Annotated in this window: 7 protein-coding genes; 2 read left to right on the top strand and 5 right to left on the bottom strand. The window is 72.1% G+C overall.

Features of this window, described 5'->3' with window-relative positions:
- Positions 1-8: 8 nt before the first annotated feature.
- The 3 genes from QP089_RS23590 to QP089_RS23580 all read right to left on the bottom strand — a co-directional run bounded on the left by QP089_RS23590 (position 9) and on the right by QP089_RS23580 (position 12,059).
- On the bottom strand, positions 9-1,292 hold the full coding sequence (locus QP089_RS23590) for an NAD(P)/FAD-dependent oxidoreductase (protein ID WP_285914019.1): 1,284 nt from the start codon (positions 1,290-1,292) through the stop codon (positions 9-11).
- 36 nt (positions 1,293-1,328) lie between these two features.
- Positions 1,329-10,580 carry a non-ribosomal peptide synthetase gene (locus QP089_RS23585; protein WP_285914017.1) on the bottom strand — a complete coding sequence of 3,084 codons (9,252 nt, stop codon included), beginning with the start codon at positions 10,578-10,580 and terminating at the stop codon, positions 1,329-1,331.
- 396 nt (positions 10,581-10,976) lie between these two features.
- The gene (locus tag QP089_RS23580; protein ID WP_285914014.1) at positions 10,977-12,059 is read right to left on the bottom strand and encodes a sulfotransferase family protein; all 1,083 of its coding nucleotides are present in this window, start codon (positions 12,057-12,059) and stop codon (positions 10,977-10,979) included.
- Positions 12,060-12,460: 401 nt separating this feature from the next.
- Here QP089_RS23580 and QP089_RS23575 point away from each other — a divergent pair, with 401 nt between their 5' ends.
- Positions 12,461-15,352 carry a hypothetical protein gene (locus QP089_RS23575; RefSeq protein WP_285914012.1) on the top strand — a complete coding sequence of 964 codons (2,892 nt, stop codon included), beginning with the start codon at positions 12,461-12,463 and terminating at the stop codon, positions 15,350-15,352.
- A 452-nt stretch (positions 15,353-15,804) separates the two neighbouring features.
- Entirely contained in the window at positions 15,805-16,551 is a 747-nt protein-coding gene (locus QP089_RS23570; protein WP_285914010.1) for a serine hydrolase domain-containing protein, read from the top strand.
- 34 nt (positions 16,552-16,585) lie between these two features.
- On the opposite strand, the gene QP089_RS23565 is transcribed toward QP089_RS23570, so the two are convergent.
- Both QP089_RS23565 and QP089_RS23560 read right to left on the bottom strand, forming a co-directional pair.
- On the bottom strand, positions 16,586-17,632 hold the full coding sequence (locus QP089_RS23565) for a sodium:calcium antiporter (RefSeq protein WP_285914008.1): 1,047 nt from the start codon (positions 17,630-17,632) through the stop codon (positions 16,586-16,588).
- A gap of 102 nt (positions 17,633-17,734) precedes the next feature.
- The gene (locus tag QP089_RS23560) at positions 17,735-18,646 is read right to left on the bottom strand and encodes an RNA polymerase sigma-70 factor (protein ID WP_285914006.1); all 912 of its coding nucleotides are present in this window, start codon (positions 18,644-18,646) and stop codon (positions 17,735-17,737) included.
- Positions 18,647-18,680 lie beyond the last annotated feature (34 nt).

Raw genomic sequence — 18,680 nt, 5'->3', positions numbered from 1 at the left:
GGGTGTCATCATCGGGGTGTCGTGGTCACCTCACCGCGCTCCGGCCCGGCGGGCCCGGCCGGCTCGGCGGGCTCGGCGGGCTCGGCCGGCGCCGTCCACCGCGCCGCGGCCGGCAGCAGCTCCGCCAGCTCGGGCGTGAAGAACTCGGACCGGTCGATGACGCCGGCGATCATCGCGAAGTAGCGGCGGGTCAGCTCCGGCGACCGGGCGACGGCGCGCAGCAGCGCCGCCCGGGAGTCGGTGAGCCGCAGCCTCGCCAGCTCCAGCGTCGTCTTGTAGGGCTCGCCGAGCGTCCCGTAGGACTCCTCGGCGAAGCGGGCCAGGCGGGCGTCGAGGCCGCCGGCGTCGTCGAGGTCCTGGCCCGCCAGCGCGTCGGACAGCAGCTGCGCCTGCGTGAGCGCGTTGGTGATGCCGCGCGCGGTGATCGAGTCGAGGTGGTGCGCCGCGTCGCCGGCGAGCGCCCATCCCGGGCCGTTCATCCGGCGGAAGTAGTTCTGCTGGCGGCCCGTTCCGACGAGGCGTTCGACGCGTTCGGCGCCGGCGAGCCGGTCGTGCAGATCCGGCGCGTTCTGTTTGATCGTCTCCAGATGCGCGGCGAGCGGATCGAGCCGGATCTGCGCGAACTGGTCCTGCGGGAAATAGGTCGCCACCACGGTCACGCCATCATGGGTCGGTATCCGCACGATCCAGCTGTCGGGCCGTTCGTGATAACCGAAATCGGCTTCGACGTTCTTCCAGCAGCTGTAGTAGACGCACGTGGCCAGCTCGTCCTGCTTGCGGAACGGCGCGTCCACCAATGCGGCGAGCCGCGATTGCCTGCCGTCCGCGCCGATCACCAATTTCGCGGGGACGGATTCGAGGCCTTCGGGCGTCCGTATCCGCACGCCGGCGGCGCGCCCGTCCCGCCAGATCACCTCGCGCAGGCTCGTCCGCTCGGCGAAGTCGGCGCCGGCCGCGACGGCGGCGCCTACCAGCAGGTGGTCGAGGACCTGGCGGCGCGGCGCGTAGGCGACCCGCGCGTACGGGGTGGACGGGGTCGGGACGGTCAGCCGCAGGCCGGCCACGTCGTAGCCGACCGTCTCCAGCGGCGGGCACCCCGACGCCGCGACGGCGTCGAGCACGCCCCACCGGGCGAGCAGCGCAATGCCCGGCGGATGGATGTAAAGGGTGGACATCGTGTCCGAAGGGAATTTCATACGGTCGACCAGCAGTACCCTGCGTCCCTGCCGGGCGAGCAATAACGCTGCGGAGGCACCCGCGCACCGGGCGCCGACGACGATGGCATCGTACATTTCATGTCGGCTTTCATGCGCGGCGGGGGGCGAGCTTCACGCCTCATCCTGCCTCATCCGCCGCAGTTTCGGACGGGTGGACGCCGCCGCGTTCTGCAATTGCGGGGCCAGCAGCGCGACCGTCGGATATTCGAATATCGTGCGCATCGTCACGGTGAGGCCGGCGACCGTGCGGATGCGGCTGATCAGCCAGGTGGCGCGCAGCGAGTGCCCGCCGAGCTCGAAGAAGTCGTCGTCGGCGCCGACCCGGTCGAGGCCCAGCACCTCGGCGAACATCCCGGCCAGCATCTCCTCCTCGGGCGTGCCCGGCGCCCGGTAGGGGACCGAGGACGTGCGTTCCGGCAGGGCCGCGGAGGGCTCCGCCGCCGCGGTCCCGCCGTCGGCCCGGCCGACGTACTCCAGACCGTCGTCGGTGCGGCGCACCAGGTGCCCGGTCCTGCGGAGCCGCCTCCCCGGCGTCTCGGACAGCGGGTCGGCGACGATCCGCGCCGCCGTCACCGCGGGCGGCTCTCCTTGCCCGTCGGTCTCCTGAGCGGCGACGTACAGCTCGCCGACCGCGCCGACCGGCACCGGGTGCAGGCCCGGCCCCAGCACGACCGCCTCACCGTCGGCGGCCAGGTCGTCGGGCGGGCCTGCCGGGTCCGCGGAGCGGACGGGGGTGTCCGCGAGCGTCCGGCGGGCGCGCGCCCGCTCGTCCGGTGCGAGCAGGTCGATCGCGGCCAGGCGGGTCCGCGGGTCGGCGGCGACCGCCTCGAAGATCCGCACCAGCAGGCCCGCGATGCGCTCCACCGCCGCCGCGGAGAACAGGTCGGTGCGGTACTTCAGCGACACCCGCAGGTGCGGGTCGGCGGCGGCGATCACCGCCATCGGGAAGTTGTTGGCGCCGATCGTGCGCAGGCCGGTGATCTCCAGGCCCGTCTCCCGGTTCGCCTGCACCAGCCCGGCCTGGTCGACCGGGTAGGAGTCGAAGTTCACCAGCGTGTCGAACAGCGAGCGCAGCCCGGTGGCCTCGTAGATCTCCGTCAGGCCGAGGTACTGGTGGTCCATCAGCGCCGTCTGCCGGTCCTGCAGGTCGGTCAGGTAGTCGGCCAGGGAGCGGCCCGGTTCGCATCCGGCCCGCACGGGGACGGTGTTGATGAACAGGCCCAGCATCGCGTCCACGTCGGGGATCTCCGGCGGGCGGCCCGACACGGTGGCGCCGAAGACCGCCTCCGTCCGGCCGGTCATCGTGGCGAGCATCAGCGCCCACGCGCCCTGCACGACCGTGTTCAGCGTGACCCCGAGGTCCGCGGCCGCGCGGGCGACCCGGCGGGCGGTGGGTGCCGGCAGCGGCACGTCGGCCTGCGCGACCTCGCGGACGCCCCCGCCGGGGCCGCTGTCCGGGGCGGCCAGCAGGGTCGGTCCGGTGACGCCCGCCAGCTCGGCCCGCCAGGCCTCCACCGACGCCTGCCGGTCGCGCTCCGCCAACCACACCAGGAAGTCCCGGTAGCCCGGCGCGCGCGGCAGCCCGGCGTCGTCGCCCGCGGCGTAGACCCACAGCAGGTCGCGCAGCAGCAGCGGCAGCGACCAGCCGTCGAACAGCACGTGGTGCGCGGTCAGCACCAGCTCGTACCGCTCGGGTCCCGTCGCGACCAGCGCCAGCCGCAGCATCGGGGGTTCGGCCATCTTGAAGCGCGCGTTGCGGTCCGCCTCCAGCAGCCGTTCGAACGCGTCGGCGCGCCCGGCGTCGTCGAGGGCGGTGAGGTCGACCTCGCGCCACGGCAGGTCGACGGCCTTGCGGATCACCGCCAGCGCCGTGCCGCCGGGGCCGGGGACGAACGCGGCGCGCAGGTTCGCGTGCCGGTCCAGCAGCGTCCGGCCCGCGGCCCGCAGCCGCGCCGCGTCCACCGCGCCCCTGAGGTGGAACACGTACTGCACCTGGTAGACGTCCGTGCCCGGCGCGGCCAGGTCGGCGTGGTACAGCAGGCCCGCCTGCATCGGGGTCACCGGCCACAGGTCGGCCACGCCCGGGTGGGCGCGCTCCAACTCCTCGATCTCCTGCTGCCGCAGCGGCACCAGCGGCACGTCGGACGGGGTGAGCCCGCCGGCGTCGCGGCCGGTCGCGTGCCGGGCCAGCGCGGTAAGTGCCTCGATCCACAGGTCGGCCATCTCCCGCACCGCGTCGCCGGTGATCGCGCCGGCCGGGAAGCGGAAGGTCGCGCGGAGCGCAGGGCCGCCGGGTCCGTCGGTGACCGCAGCGCCGATGTCCACGGCGGCCGACACCGGCATGTTCGCGTCCAGCGCCGGGACCAGGGCGCCGCCGCCGGGCACCGGGTACCACAGCGCACCGTCCCGGCTCTCGCGCGGCGGGCCGCCGGGGACGCGTCCGAGGTAGTTGAACGCGATCTGCCCGGTCGGGTGCTCGGCGAGCACGGGGCCGGTCTCCGGATTCAGGTGGCGCAGCAACCCGTAGCCGATGCCCTTGTCGGGGACGGCCGCCAGCTGCTCCTTGACCGCCTTGATCGCACGGCCCGCGGCCGGTCCGCCGCGCAGCGCCTCGCCGAGGTCGATGCCGCCGACGTCGAGCCGGACCGGGAACAGCGTGGCGAACCAGCCGACCGTCCGCGACAGTTCGGCCCCGGGGGCCACCTGTTCCTCGCGGCCGTGCCCTTCCAGGCGGACCAGCGTGGTCGGCTCGTCGGTGCCGCGGCGCCCGCGCCATTGCGCGACGGCCAGCGCCAACGCGGTTAGCAGGCCGTCGTTGGCTCCGGCGCGGAACCGGGCCGGCAGGGTGGTGAGCACCGCCTCGGTCGCCTCGGGCGGCAGCGTGACGCGCACCTCCTGCACGGTCGCCACCACATCGGCGGCGGGGTCGAGCGGACGGTCGCCGAGCAAGGGATCGGGGCCCTGGACGGCCGCCAGCCAGTACGGCAGCTCCTCGACCCGTGCCTGCGTCCTCGCCTCGTCCTGCAAGGCGTGCGCCCAGCGCCGCGCGGACGTGCCCACCGGCGGCAGCGCCGGCCGCTTGCCGAGCCGGATCCGCTGCCACGCGGCGTTGAGGTCCGTCACGATGATCTGCCAGGACACGCTGTCGACCGCGAGATGGTGAATGGTGACCGCGAGGCGGCCGCGCCGTGGGGGGCCGTGGTCGAACCACACGCACTGCAGCAGGACGCCCGCGGCGGGGTCGAGGCGGTCGGCGGCGGCGTCGAACTCGGCTCGGACGGTCTCGTCCGCGGCCGGGTCGCCGGGATCGGCCGTCATCTCGACGCGGCGGACCAGCCCGGCCGCCGCCGTCCCGCCCGGCGGGGCGATCTCCAGCGCCGCGTCGGGGCCGTCGGTGACCAGCCGCGCCCGCAGCATGTCGTGCCGGTCCAGCACGGCGTCCAGTGCCGCGGCGAGCCCGATCGGGTCGATGCCGAGCGGCAGGTCCAGCAGCATCGCCTGCGTGTAGCGGGAGATGTGCGGGCCGGATTCCAGCAGGAAGCGCGCGATGGGCGGCAGCGGCAGCCGGCCGACACCGCCGCCGTCGAGCTCCTCCAGCACCGGGTGCTCGGCGGCGTGCCCGGCCGCCTCGGCAAGCTCCGCGACGTTGCCGTGCGTGAACACGTCCTGCGTGGTGATGCTCAGCCCGGCCGCGCGGGCGCGCGCCACGACCTGGATGGAGCGGATGCTGTCGCCGCCGATGGCGAAGAAGTCGTCGTCGGCGCCGACGCGGTCAATGCCGAGCACGTCGGCGAAGATGGCGGCGAGCTGCGCCTCGGCCGGGGTCCGCGGCGGCCGGTAGCCGGCGGTCTCGAACCGCGGGACGGGCAGCGCGGAGCGGTCCAGCTTCCCGTTGGACGCCAGCGGCATCCGGTCCAGCACCATGAACGCCGCCGGGACCATGAACTCCGGCAGCCGGGCCACCACGTACTGGCGCAGGGCGCGCGTGTCGATGGGGGCGCTGGAGAACTCGACGTCGACGCCGGCGCCCGCGTCGGCCGGGGCGGGACCGGCCGGAGCCGTCGCGCGCAGCGGCACGACGTAGCCGACCAGCCGTTTCCCGTTGTCGGTGTCGATCACGGTGACGGTGGCCGCCGACACCATCGGGTGGGACAGCAGGACCGCTTCGATCTCGGCCGGTTCGATGCGGATGCCGCGCACCTTCACCTGGACGTCCGCGCGGCCCACGTACTCCAGCACCCCGGACCCGCCGTCCCCGGGCTCTGCACGCCACCGGACGAGGTCACCGGTGCGGTACAGGCGGCCGCCCGGCTCGTCACCGAACGGGTCGGCGACAAAACGTGACGCCGTCAGCTCCGGGCGCCCCAGGTAGCCGCGACCGACGACGTCACCGGACACGTACAGTTCGCCGGTCACGCCGGGCGGATTCGGCACCAGACCCGGGCCGAGGACGTACATCCGGACGCCATCCAAAGGGCTGCCGATGGGCACGGGGCCGTCGGGGTGAACGCCCGGCGGGACCTCATACACCGAGTCGTAGAACGTCTCGGACTGGCCGAACGAATTGACCACCCGCACATCCGGCCACACCGCACGAACCCGATTCACCAACGCCATCGGCAACGCCTCACCAGCGAACACCAACGTCCCCACACGAACACGATCGGCGACGTCGTCCAACAACTCCGCGAACACCGACGGCACCGTCGAAATCACCGCACCCGACCACCCCTGGCGCTCCCCCAACACCAACACATCACGCACCACCTCCACACACCCACCCGACACCAACGTCGAAAACACCTCGAACACCGACACGTCAAACGCCACCGACGTCCCCGCCAACACCCGCGAACCCACGTCGATCCCGGCATGGGCCGCCAGTTCCTTCACCACCGCGGCGACATTCCGTTGGGTGATGCCGACGCCCTTCGGCTCGCCCGTGGAACCGGAGGTGAACATCAAATAGGCCAGGTTCTCCGGCCGCGGACCCGGCAGCGCCACATCTGGGGCCACGCCTTGTTCGGCGTCGACGAACAGCCGTTCCACATCGGCGGGCACCACATGCTCGGTGGTCTTGTCGACGAGCACGAAACGTGGATCGGCGCTGGCCAGCACCGCTTCCAGGCGCGCGCTCGGATACCGCGGGTCGATCGGCAAATACGCGCCACCGGCACGCCAGATCGCCAACATTCCGACGACCAGATCCGCCGACCGCGGCAACGCCAGACCCACCACCACGTCCGGTCCCACACCCGCCGCCACCAAGCGCGCCGCCAACACCGAAACCAGCGCATCCAATTCCCGATACGTCAATTCCACGCCATCGGACATCAGCGCCACGGCACCGGGCGACGCCGCCACCTGACGCGCCACCAGCGACACCACCGTCTCGTCGCCCGTTTCCGCGTCCGGGACGTTCCGGCCCGCCGCCGGGGCGAGCCGCTCCCGCTCGGAGGGCAGAAGGAGGTCGACCAGGACGACCGGAAGCGCAGGATCGGCGACGGCCTGCTCCAGCACCCGCACGAACCGCTCGGCCAGCTCCTCGGCCGTCTCCCGGTCGAACAGATCGACCGCGTACTCCAGATGCCCCGCCAGCGTCCGATCCCCCGACGCCGACCGCACCTCGTTCATCGTCATCGTCAGGTCGAACTTGGCGGTCCGCGTGACGGCCTGCTCCAGCTCCCACCCGGATTCGGCCGCCGCCGGATGCACCCAGCCCGCGTCCTGCAGTACGAACATGACCTGGAAGAGCGGGTGATACGCCCGCGACCGGTCGGGGTTCAGCAGCTCCACCAGTCGCTCGAACGGCACGTCCTGGTGCTCGTAGGCGGCCAGCGCCTTGGCCCGGACGCGGTCCAGCACGGCGCCGAACGACGGGCCGCCCGACAGGTCGGCGCGCAGCACCCACGTGTTGACGAAGAAGCCGATCAGGTCGGCGAGCGCCTCGTCGGTGCGTCCGGCGATCGGCGACCCGATCACGACGTCCTCGCCGGCGCCCATCCGCGACAGCAGCACCGCGAACGCCGCCTGAAGCACCATCGACGCCGTCATCCCGCGGCCGCCCGCCAGCTCCTCGATCGCCGCCACCAGCTCCGGCCGCAGCTCGAAGTCGACCATTCCGCCGCGCAGGCTCGCCACCGCGGGCCGCTGACGGTCCACCGGCAGCGCCATCGGCTGCACCACGTCCGCCAGCTCGTCGCGCCAGTACGCGAGCTGCCGCGCGACGAGGCTGCTCGGATCGGACTCCTCGCCCAGCAGCTCGCGCTGCCAGAGCGCGTAGTCGGCGTACTGGACGGGCAGCGGCGCCCAGTCCGGTGCGCGTCCGGCGGCCCGGGCCTCGGCGGCGACGGCGAGGTCGCGGGCGAACGAGGACATCGAGGCGCCGTCGCCCGCGATGTGATGCACGACCATGACCAGCAGTGCGGCGGGCTCGCCGTCGTCCTCGTGGATCCGCAGCAGCCGTCCGTGGACGGGGATCTCGGTCGCCAGGTCGAAGCAGTGCCGCACCACCGCGGTGACCGCGTCGTCGCGGCCGGCCGCGTCGACCTCGGTCTCCGGCAGCTCGAACGACACCCGCTCGGGCGGCAGCACCTCCTGGTGGCCGACGCCCGAGGCGTCCTCCCGGAACAGCGTCCGCAGGCTCTCGTGGCGGACGATGACGTCGGTGACGGCCGCCTCCAGCACGGACCGGTCCACTTCGCCGGACAGCCGGGCCGCGAACGGGATGTTGTAGGTGGCCGACGGGCCCTCGAGCTTGTGGATGAACCAGAGCCGCTGCTGGGCGTAGGACAGCGGCACCCGCTCGGGGCGCTCCATCGGCACCAGCGGCGGCCGCGTGCGCCCGTCCGACAGCCGGGTGACCAGGCCCGCCACCGTCGGGCGGTCGAAGATCGCGGTGATCGGGAACTCGGCGTCGAGGGTCGCGCGGACGCGGGCCATCAGCCGGGTCGCCAGCAGGGACTGGCCGCCGAGGGCGAAGAAGTCGTCGTCGATGCCGACCCGCTCCACGCCCAGCACTTCCGCGAAGAGCCCGGCGAGCGTCTCCTCCCGGCCGTTCCGGGGCGCCCGGTACGGCCGCCGCACGGCCTCCGGCGCGGGCAGGGCCTTGCGGTCCAGCTTCCCGTTGGGCGTCAGCGGGAACCGGTCCAGCACCATGAACGCCGCCGGGACCATGAACTCCGGCAGCCGCGCGGAGGCGTGCCGCCGCAGATCGTCCGCGTCGATGCCGTCGCCCGCGCCCCGTCCCGCCGACCGGGCCGGGACGACGTAGGCCACCAGGCGTTTCCCCGCGTCCGTCCCGTGGACGGTCACGGCCGCCTGCCCGACCTGCGGATGCGACTGGAGGGCCGCTTCGATCTCGGCCGGTTCGATGCGGATGCCGCGCACCTTCACCTGGACGTCCGCACGGCCCACGTACTCCAGCACCCCGGGCCCCCCGTTCCCGGATTCTGCACGCCATCGGACGAGGTCACCGGTGCGGTACAGGCGACCGCCCGGCTCGTCACCGAACGGATCGGCGACGAAACGTGACGCCGTCAGATCCGGACGCCCCAGGTAGCCGCGGCCGACGACCTCCCCACCGACATAGAGCTCCCCGGTCACTCCGACGGGCACAGGACGGAGGTTGGGTCCGAGGACGTACATCCGCACGCCGTCCAGGGGGCTGCCGATGGGCACGGGGCCGTCGGGGTGAACGCCCGGCGGGACCTCATACACCGAGTCGTAGAACGTCTCGGACTGGCCGAACGAATTGACCACCCGCACATCCGGCCACACCGCACGAACCCGATTCACCAACGCCATCGGCAACGCCTCACCAGCGAACACCAACGTCCCCACACGAACACGATCGACGATGTCGTCCAACAACTCCGCGAACACCGACGGCACCGTCGAAATCACCGCACCCGACCACCCCTGGCGCTCCCCCAACACCAACACATCACGCACCACCTCCACACACCCACCCGACACCAACGTCGAAAACACCTCGAACACCGACACGTCAAACGCCACCGACGTCCCCGCCAACACCCGCGAACCCACGTCGATCCCGGCATGGGCCGCCAGTTCCTTCACCACCGCGGCGACATTCCGTTGGGTGATGCCCGCGCCTTTAGGCTCGCCAGTCGAGCCCGAGGTGAACATCAGATACGCCAAATCCTGCGGACGCGGATCCGGCAGTTCCACGTCGGGAACCGCGTCGGGCTCGGAATCGACGTACAGCCGCTTCACATCAGCAGGGATGACGTGGTCGGTCGCCCGGTCGACGAGCACCAGACGCGGATCGGCGCTGGCCAGCACCGCTTCCAAACGCGCGCTCGGATACCGCGGGTCGATCGGCAAATACGCGCCACCCGCACGCCAGACCGCCAACATCCCGACGACCAGATCCGCCGACCGCGGCAACGCCAAACCCACCACCACGTCCGGTCCCACCCCCGCCGCCACCAACCGCGCCGCCAACACCGAAACCCGCGCATCCAACTCCCGATACGTCAATTCCACGCCATCGGATATCAGCGCCACGGCACCGGGCGACGCCGCCACCTGACGCGCCACCAGCGACACCACCGTCTCGTCCGCGGCATCCACCGTCGCCACGGATTCGGTCGCGGGCGCCGCGGGACCGGTCGACGGCACCAGGTTTTCCCGCTCGTACGGCAGCAGCACGTCCACGACCACGACCGGGACGGCCGGGTCGGCGACGACCTGCTCCAGCACCCGCACGAACCGCTCGGCCAACTCCTCGGCCGTCTCCCGATCGAACAGATCGACCGCATACTCCAGATGCCCCGCCAGCGTCCGATCCCCCGACGCCGAACGCACCTCTTCCACCGTCATCGTCAGGTCGAGCCGTGGTGCCGTCTCCGCGACGAACGGCGGCGCCTGCCCGGCGTCCCCCGTCGCGAACATCACCTGGAACAGCGGGTGATAGGCCTGCGACCGGTCGAGATTCAGCGACTCCACGAGCCGCTCGAACGGCACACCGCCGTTCTCGCGCGCCGCCACCGCCCTGCCGTGGACGCGTTCCACCACCGCGTCGAACGACGGGTTCCCCGACAGGTCGACGCGCAGCACCCATGGATCGGCGACCGCCGACCCGATCACCACGTCGTCGCCGGCGCCCATCCGCGACAGCAGCACCGCGAACGCCGCCTGAAGCACCACCGGCGCCGACGTCTCGCGGCCGTCCGCCATCTTCAGCAGATCGGCCGCCAGACCGGGGGGCAGCCCGAATTCGACGGTCCCGGCGCGCGGAGTGGCGACCGCCGGCCGCGGACGGTCCACCGGCAGGACCACCGGCTGCTCGACGCCGGACAACTCCTCGTGCCAATACGCCAACCGCCGCGCCGGCACGCTCTCATCCACAGAAGATGAGGTCACGACAACAGCTCCACTCCTGGTAGCACCGCATCATCGGACCGGCTCCGGGCAGGCGGCCGAGTGCGGATCTTCCGCACCCGACCGGTGACGCCGCTCGAACCGGTGACGGCTCGGAGCATTCACCGCGTCCTGCGGCGTCGGTCGAGCCAAGGAAATGAGCGAAGCACTCGGTTCGCGAACGGCTGATACATATCGGGCGGCCCGGGTGACCAACTGCCGGCCATCGCAGACTAACCGGCGGGATCGGCGGATGTCTGCACCCGGCCGATGACCTTTCCCGACAAGAATCCCGGCGCCTTTTTCGCGACCGGAACTTGACAGATGCGCGCGAAATCCGACGCGGGCCCCCGGGTTCATCGGGGGAGGATGTTAGAAGGCGTGGGCGGCGGAGGTCCAGTCCATCGCGTTCGCCGGAGCATTGAGGACGCTGCGGTAGACGCTTTTCAGCAGGTTCCGCTGCCGGGGCTCCAGCTCGGTGCCCGTCCTCTGGGGCCGGCGGATCCGCGGCGCCGACCGCCGCGCCCACTCCTCACCGTCCGGAAGCTCCAGGAACCGGGCGAGGCGGGCGAGCTCCTCCTGCGGCCGGTCCAGCAGGTCCTCGTAGCGCATCCGCAGCACCCGGTCGGAGGGACGGGCGGCCAGGGCCTCCTCGGCGTGCCGCGCCATCACGGCCTGCATCACCACGAGGCGGATCAGGGGCTCCTCCGATGCCGCCCGCTCGTCGAGCGCGGCGGCGTCGAGCCTGCCGGGAAGCAGCCGCTCCACCTCCGGGTCCGGCGCCTCGTCGGGCGCGGTGTACCCGGCCGCGTAGGGGTCGGCGCCCATGCGCTGGAGCAGCTCATGGCGCAGTTCGGCGAGCTGGAACATCGGGTGGCGGGACATCGACAGCGCGACGTCCACGCAGTCGCGCACCAGGTGGACGATCCGCGCCTGCGGGAACATGGGGAGCAGCTCGCGGATGTACAGAACGGACCCGGCGGACTTCTCCACCCAGCGCTCGCCGCCGGTCAGCTCGCACAGCGACGCGAACAGCCGCCGGTAGTGCGCGCCCACCGGCCCGGCCGGGAATTCCTGCACGATCGCGCCCAGCGTTCCGAGAAGCCCTTCCGGATCGTCGCTGATCGCCGGGAGCGTGAATCCCAGCAGCGCGGAAAGCGTGGGGGGATTCGCGGGATCCTCGATCCGGTACCGCACCTCGGCGGGGACGCGTCCGAGGCCGACGACGGTGTTCAGCGCACGCCACGGCCGGTTGAGCAGTGCCCAGAACTCCGCGCCCGTCACGGTTCCCTCGGGGACGCCGTCCTGGAAGTGCGCGTAGAGCAGTTCCAGGATCGGCAGGGTGCGCGGTGATTCGGCGAGAAGGTCGGCCACGATGGTCGAGCCGCAGCGCCCGCTGCACAGGACCAGCGTTCCCTCGGGTTCGGCGGCTGCCGGGGACAGTTCGTGAGTCATCTCTGCCTCGTCCGATTCCGTCCGTCGCTCACGGCGGGCGTCGCCGCGGCAGCCGCGGCCGGAACCGGCCGCGAATCGACCCGACTGCGCCGTCACCTGGTCTCCCTCCGGGAGATTAGCCCCTGGGAACCCCCTATCGCCATCGCGCAGCCCGCGCCGTCCGCGATACGGTCGGGCGACCATTCGCGATTTTTTATGAGCCGCCCTCTACGACTTTCGGCTCACACGTTTCCCGCAGAGACGCCGCCGGTCACCGTCCTGATCACGAGCCATCTCGTCGCTGGAGCAGCGGTCCGCGAGTGAAGCGGTGCCCGGCAGGCGGCGTTCGTCGGAACCGACCACGCGGGCGGGCCGTCGCAGTGTTTCATGGTCGTTTCAGAAGATCAGGGACGAAGGACGCGATGACCCAGTTTCCGCAGCTCCCGGCGCCGGCGGACCTCGCCGCTGCCGGGCCCAAGGGCGCCAAGAAGATGCTGGCCAAGGCCGCGAGCCCGTTGCCCGCCGCCGAGTTGGCGCCGTTCTTCGAGCACGCCTGCCGGGAGCTGGCACGGGCGGGAGAGAGCGAGCTTGCGTTCTGGGCCTTCGGGCAAGCGCGCAAAGTCGAGAAGGACCATCCCGCGCTGCTCGACCTCGACCGGGTGCAGGACGTCTTCCTCGAACTGGTGCCCGCGGGCGGCGTCGGACCGGCCGCGCTGCGCGACTACGCCAAGACGCTCGCCGCACGGTTGCCAGCGGAGGAGGCGCACGCACGCTTCCGCGAGGTGATCTGCGCGGGCTTTGACGCCGGGATCGTCCCCTACGCCCGGATCTTCCCTGACCTGCGCGTGCTGGCCCGCGCCGCGAAGATCAAGAAGCGCGATGAGGAGGCGTTCCTGGCCGAGCGGCTGCTCCGCGCCGGGCTCATGCCCATCGCGTCCCACCAGGTCTGGGCGGCCGCCCGTGAGCCGCTCGCCGCGGTGGCCGGGCGCGACGACGACCTGATGAAGCTGCTGATCGCCGCCGAACCCGACCGCGCCCGGCATGAGGAGGAGAGCGGCGGGGAGGTCGCCGAGGAGATCCGGCAGATGTGGCTGGAGTCGTTGGCGGAGGGCGGGGCGGGAGCGCACCTGCCGGCCCGGTGGTTCGGCACCACGGGACGGGGCTGCGCGGCCCCCGTCCTGCTGAAGCTCGTCGACCAGGCGGGCGACCGGCTGTTCCCGGACTCCGAGGTGGTGTACGGCGAGGGGACGGACCCGGCGCTTCCGCCTCCCGACTACTGGAACATCATTCCCCAGCGCGAGAGGACCAGCGACTCGCCCCGCTGGTGGGGTCAGGGCCTCGACGTGGAGCAACTGGCCGCGGACGCGGCGTCTGGCCCGGAAGGACGCGAGCGTTTCGCCGGCCTGCTGGACGGGTTCGTCTACGACATCGGGTATTTCGGCAATGTCGACTACGCGGCCACGGTCAGGGCGCTCTGGGGCACGCCGGAGACCAGGGAGCAGCTGAGCGAAGCCGTCGACGGCTGGAAGGCCGACGCAGGACGCTCGGACCTTCCCTTCCTGCACGACGCCTTGCATCGGCTGGTGCGGCTTACCGGCCGCGGCGGCCTCCTCGACCTGGCCCCCGGCGTCGCCGAAGGGCTCGAACCGGCCGACCCCGTGGGCGCCCTGCTGGCGGCCCTGCGCGGTGGCATTCCCGCCGAACTGGCCGTGCCCCGCGACGGGTCGCCGTCCAAGTCTCCGAAAGCAGCCCGGACGATCGTCCAGCATCTCGACTACCTCACCATCGCGGACCGGTCCTGGCAGGGCTACGCGGAGGTCACCGGCGACGACACTCCGTTGATCAGGCTTCCCCAACTGCCCGAGGGGCTGCTGCCCTGGTATGACGGCAAGACCATCCTCCTGTCGCGAATTCAGGACGGTGTCTGGCAGACGTTCCGGGTAGCGGAGCAGACGGGCGAGACCGTCGCGTTGACCCTGGACCCCGACACCGCCACGGCACGGCCGGAGGCGCCGGGAGTCGCCGAGGTGACGCTGCCGGGCACCGCCGGGCCGAGCGAGGTCCGGTTGAGCCGCGGCGCGATCACGTTCACCGCGCCCGATGGGACCCGGACGGCCCGGCTGCCCTTCTCCCCCGTCTGGACCACGAAGAGCGCGCTCGTGCCGCCGCCCGGCTGGTGGCCGCGGCGGGACCCGGTGGACCCCGACGGGTCGGCGGCGCTGCGACGTCTCGATCGCGAGGGTGCGGCGCGCCTGCTGGAGGCGACGCTGACCGGACCGCGCGCGGCCGCCGACGCGCTGGAGGCCGTGCTGCCCGAGGTGACCGCGCCGGCTCTGCGCGACGGCGTCCTCGAAGCGGTCCGTACGGCCGCCGAGTGCCTCGTCCTGGCCATCGAGCTGCGCGACCGGATCGGCCGCCCCCAGCCTGCGGTGCTGCCCGCGCTGGTCTCACCGGCCCCCGACCTGCCTTTCGAGCGCACCACGACGCGGACGAAGTGGCTCGTGCGCCACCGTCTCATCGCCCGCGAGCTGGAGTCGGCGACGACCGACGAGCCCGCGGCGGACGACCCCTACCTGGTCCGGACGGTCTCCCTGCCGCCGCGCAGTTACGTGGGCGTTGAACTGGACACCCTGGCGGCCTACGCGCTCCCGGCCGTCCTGCCGTGGACTCCCGACTCACAGCGCGAAAGCGTCCTCGACACCCTGCGCCTCTGGGCCAACGCCCCCATCGGCGACGGCGCGGGGGCCTGCCGGATACTGCGCTTCACTCCGGCGGGCGGCGCAGAGCAGTCCAACGCCGAACGCCAAATGGTCGACAGGGAAATGCTGGCAGCGGCGCCCGGGCAGCTCTGGCGCACCCCGAACGGCGCCCTGCTCATCCTGGACTACCAGCTCCACGGCCGGACCGCGACGGCCGTGGAATACGCGCCCGGCGGAACGTCCGACCCGATCGAGCCGCCCGGCTGGCAGACGGCTCAGGCCCCGGTCCCCTGCTGGGGCATCGCCGACCGCGTCGTCCGGCTCCTCCGGTTGCTGGCCGATCGCGGGCCCGCCCCGATCGACGCCGTCACCACCGTCCGCACCCTGGCGGAACGCGCGGGCTTCGAGCCGGTGGACGCCGTCGCGGCCTGCGGCTTCCCCGCCGAAGTCCTGGACGACGACATCCCCACGACCGGCACCACGCTCTCCTACCCCATGCGGGACGCGGTGCGGGAACGCCTGCTGCCCGGCGACCCCGCCGACCTCTGGACCACCGGACTTGCTGTGGACGCGGCGGCCGCTTGGTGGCGAACCCACGGCCAGGCCCGCCCCTGATTAGCGCCGCACCTTCCGCTCGCCCGGACCTTTCACGGCAACCGCCCGCGAAACAGCCGCGCGGCGCCGAGCACGACAACGATGCTCGGCCCGGTGAGCGACCAGAACGCGCCACGCCAGCCCGCCACCTTGCCGTCGCGGATACCCGAGACCGCGTGTATCGCGGGCGTATCAAAAAGCGCAAACGCCGCCGCAACAGTCCTCCGCCTTCGATGAAGGCACGGACCACAGTGGTCCGAGTCGAGGGCGTGGTGTCCCGGCTTGCAGATACGCACGAGAAGGAGCGCGTCGTGTCATGTAAGAACGTTGGTTCACCGCTGAGAATGGCCAACTGCCGCCGTCGCTGCAGAAGATCCTCACCTCGGGCCCTGGCGGCGGCGGTGCCCGACAGGACGCGGACCAGTGCGAAGACGACCTGAGACCTGCTGCCCGAAGTGGCCGCCGGCGGGCTGGTGGAACGAGCCGACGAGATCACCGTCCAGCAGCTGATCCAGCACACCTCCGGCATCCCCGATTATTGGTCCCGGAGCGGCTCGACGGAACCGGCGTTCGACGTCTTCGACTTCACCACCTACTACCGGCCCATCGACATCGTGGAGACGACGCGGGGCCTTCCGCGCACCGGCGAGCCGGGCGAGAGGTTCGCCTACTCCAACACCAATTACACCCTCATAGGCATGATCATCGAGAGGGTCACCGGCCGCTCCCTGGCGGACGAGCTCCACCGGCGCCTGTTCCGCCCGCTCGGCATGACCCGGACCTACGCGCTCACCAAGCCCCCGGAGGGCATCAAGGGCCCGCACGGGCACGGCTACCATCCCGACTCGACCGGCGCCCTGCACGACATGCACCGCGCCAACGCCAGCTGGGGCTTCGGCGCCGGCAACGTCGTCTCGACCACGCATGACGTCAGCGCCTTCCAGCGGGCCCTGGACCAGGGCAGACTGCTGCCGCCGTCGCTGCAGAAGATCCTCACCTCGGGCCCTGGCGGCGGCGGTGCCCGGCAGGACGCGGGCCAGTGCGAAGACGACCTGAAGTTGCAGGGCGGCTCGGGCCTCGGCTACACCACCCTGATCCTCTTCTCGACCGACGGACGGCAGCAGTTCGAGATCTCCGTCACGCGAAGCGCCGCCGACGACAGCGCCATCATCCCCGCGATGGTCAAAGCCGGCGAAGCCGTCCTCTGTCGGGCTGCCTGATCTCGGCACCGCCGAGGATCGGGGATGCGCCGGGTCAGCCTCCGATGGTGGCCAGTCCCGCGATGCCGGCGATGTAGAAGACCAGGACGGTGATGCTGTCGATGCCCATCCGCAGGTACTGCCGGCTCGGCCGGAAGATCAGGCCGGTGATGTACACCGTCGTCAGGACGATGCCGAGGGCGGTCAGGTAGATGTCGGTGTGGTGGGCGGTGGGCAGGACCGGCTTGCCGCTGATCAGGGTGGCGAGCAGGAACAGCACCGGCAGGAAGGCGTTTCCGCCGAAGATGTCGCTGATGGCCAGCTGGTAGTCGCCCAGCCTGGTCGAGGTCAGCCCGGTGCTCACCTCCGGCAGGGACGTGGCCGCGGCCAGCACGGTCGCGCCGAACAGGATGCCGCTCAGCCCCTGGCGGCCGAAGAACTCCTCGCCGCTGCGCTCGATGACCACGCCCGCCACCAGCGTCGCCACGGCCGCCGCGCCGAACACCGCGGCGGCGCGGGCGGTGCTGACGCCCTTGTCGGTGGCGGCCTTCTCCTTCTTGCCCTTGGAATGGCCGCGCGGCTCGGGTTGGGTGTCGGGGGCGTCGCCGTCCTCCTGCCACGGCAGTCCCTTGCCGGCACGGTCCAGCAGCACCAGCCCCACGATCCACAGCACCGCGATCACCAGCGACGCGGGGGCGAACCGTGCGAACGAGAGGTCGCCGGGCAGCTGGGTGCCCATCACGACCACCGCCAGCACGACGATGACCAGGATCCCCTCCAGCACCAGCACCAGGCTCGCGGCCAGCCGGGTCAACGGCGCTCGAGGGCGCACCCCGGCCGCGTCCAGCACCACCAGCACGACGGTCTGGATGGCGATGCCGCCCAGAATGTTGCCCACCGCGACACCGAGCTGACCGGCGATCGCCGCGCTGGCGGTGATGGCGATCTCCGGCAGGTTCGTGGCGATCGCCAGCAGGATCAGCCCGCCCAGCGCACTGCCCAGATGAAGCCGTTCGGCCAGGACGTCGGTCGTGTCGGACAGCTTGATCCCCGAGTACCAGATCACCGCCGCGCTCGCGATGAACAGCACGAGCAGAACCACCGAGCTCAACGATCCCATGCGCGCCTATTACCCGGCCGATGATCGACAAACGGTCCAATCATGATGGCGCCCGGCCCGCTTCCGCGATGTCCGGTGCGGCGGTCAGGCGGCGCTGGAGACGGCGGTGATCTTGGCGGGGTTCATCATCCACAGGATCCGGCCGATGCCGGAGTCGGAGGCGTCGATGGTGAGGACCGTGAAGGTCTCGCCGTCGCGCTGGAGCAGGGCGGCCGCCTGCCCGTTGACGGTGGCCCATTCCACGTCGACGCCGTCCCAGAACCGGGAGGCGAACGACCTGACGTACTTGGCGACCCGGAACGCCCCCACCACGGGGAAGCGGGACGCGCGGACGGCACCGCCGCCGTCGGAGTAGCTGACCGCGTCCGCGGCCAGAAGCTCCTCCAGAGCGGCGAGGTCACCGGCACGGGCGGCGGCGACGAAGGCGGTCAGCAGCCTGCGCTGCTCGGCCCCGGTCACCGGCGCCCGCCGCTCGGACCGCAGGTGTTTTCTGGCCCTGCTGACCAGTTGCCGGGCCGCCGCCTCGCTGACCTGCACGATGGCCGCGATCTGCGGATAGGGGTAGTCGAACGCCTCCCGCAGGACGTAGGCGGCGCGTTCGGTCGGCGAGAGCCGCTCCAACAGCATCAGCACCGCCAGGTTGAGCGCCTCACCGCGTTCGGCGCCGAGGTGCGGGTCGGCGCCGGTGTCCACGGGTTCGGGCAGCCAAGGGCCGACGTAGGTCTCCCGGCGGACCCGGGCGGACCGCAGGACGTTGATCGCCAGCCGCGTGGCCGTCGTCGCCAGGAACGCCGCCGGGTCGGCCACGGCGGCGCGGTCGTAGACCTGCCAGCGCAGCCAGACGTCCTGCACCAGGTCCTCGGCCTCGGCGACGCTGCCCAGCATCCGGTACGCGATGCCGAACAGGCGCGGCCGCACCTCGGCGAAGACCGCCGCGGCGCGCTCGAGATCGTCCGGCGCCCCCGCGTCCTCCGCCGACCCGCCGTCCGCCGCCATGATCGCCTCCGCTCCGGGTCGCGGGCCGGCCCGG

The organism is Actinomadura opuntiae (assembly GCF_030283205.1).
GTDB lineage: Bacteria > Actinomycetota > Actinomycetes > Streptosporangiales > Streptosporangiaceae > Spirillospora.
This window is presented reverse-complemented; position numbering and strand designations above follow the sequence as displayed.